Source organism: Synechococcus sp. H60.1, assembly GCF_047462335.1.
Lineage (GTDB): Bacteria > Cyanobacteriota > Cyanobacteriia > Thermostichales > Thermostichaceae > Thermostichus.
Window position 1 is genome coordinate 1 of record NZ_JANSJA010000143.1, and the last position, 886, is coordinate 886.

The window sequence follows — 886 nt, forward strand, 5'->3', positions numbered from 1 at the left end:
AGGCGCCCTCACCCCCAACCCCTCTCCCAAAGGGAGAGGGGAGTTAGAGCGGCGCGTTCGCGACAGTGTTGCGTAGCAATGACGACGTAACGAACCGTAGTCTGGCCAGAGGGGATCCCGTCAGAGGGGGTTTCCAACTGGATGAAAACGGCGGCGTTGCTCCTGAAGTTAGGGTTAGCAGGGAGAATCGGAGAGACTACGCTTTAGTTTCTGTAAATTGTCAAGCAGTTGGGGCATATCACTTTGGATGATACTCCACAAAACGTCGTTGTCTAGAGCAAGATAAGCATGAATGATACGGTTACGAGTGGCAATGAGTTGTCGCCAAGGAATATTTTCGTTCTGGTTACGGACTTCTGCAGGAATGTGAGTGGCTGCCTCACCAATCAACTCGATGTTTCTCAGGGTCGCATCATAGGTTCGGCGATCCTGTTCAAAGTCTTCTTGAGTGTACCCCTCTGTGTATTCAAGGACTCGCTTGGCAAATTCAATCATATCATCTAGGTAGAAACGCCATTCACGGGACATAGATTGCTTCTTTTTCTATCAATGGACGGAGTTCGGGGCGTAGAGCCTTGTCGGTCACAAGGTCTAGGGGGCATCCAAGTTTGTCTTCCAAGTAGAAGAGCAGACCGAAGTAACGCTTGGAGTCGGCTTTACCAATAAATTCAACTAGGATATCGATGTCGCTGCCGGCTTGATCCTCGCCACGAGCGGTTGAGCCAAACAGGGCCAGTCGCTGCACACCAAATTGCTTTTGAATTTCGGCAAATTGCTCGCTGAGCAATTGCAATACTTGTTGTTTCCTCATGGTTGGGCAGATTGGATCATTCACTTGTCAACTCTCTAAGGGGGAACGCAGGTTGGCCGCTTGTTTCGATCTTCC

The 886-nt window shown here is 50.0% G+C and carries 2 protein-coding genes; both read right to left on the reverse strand.

Annotated elements, in window-relative coordinates; all coding sequences use genetic code 11:
* Positions 1 to 174 precede the first annotated feature (174 nt).
* Positions 175 to 528, reverse strand: coding sequence for a DUF86 domain-containing protein (locus NW852_RS07485; RefSeq protein ID WP_414366029.1), 354 nt, complete (start codon positions 526 to 528; stop codon positions 175 to 177).
* Entirely contained in the window at positions 518 to 811 is a 294-nt protein-coding gene (locus NW852_RS07490) for a nucleotidyltransferase family protein (protein ID WP_414426606.1), read from the reverse strand. Before NW852_RS07490 ends, NW852_RS07485 begins: the two co-directional genes overlap by 11 nt.
* Positions 812 to 886: the final 75 nt, after the last annotated feature.

What these genes read in the sequence shown, in the direction of transcription:
- NW852_RS07485 (WP_414366029.1), bottom strand. Translation starts at nt 528, where the DNA reads ATGTCCCGTGAATGGCGTTTCTACCTAGATGATATGATTGAATTTGCC.
- NW852_RS07490 (WP_414426606.1), bottom strand. Translation starts at nt 811, where the DNA reads ATGAGGAAACAACAAGTATTGCAATTGCTCAGCGAGCAATTTGCCGAA.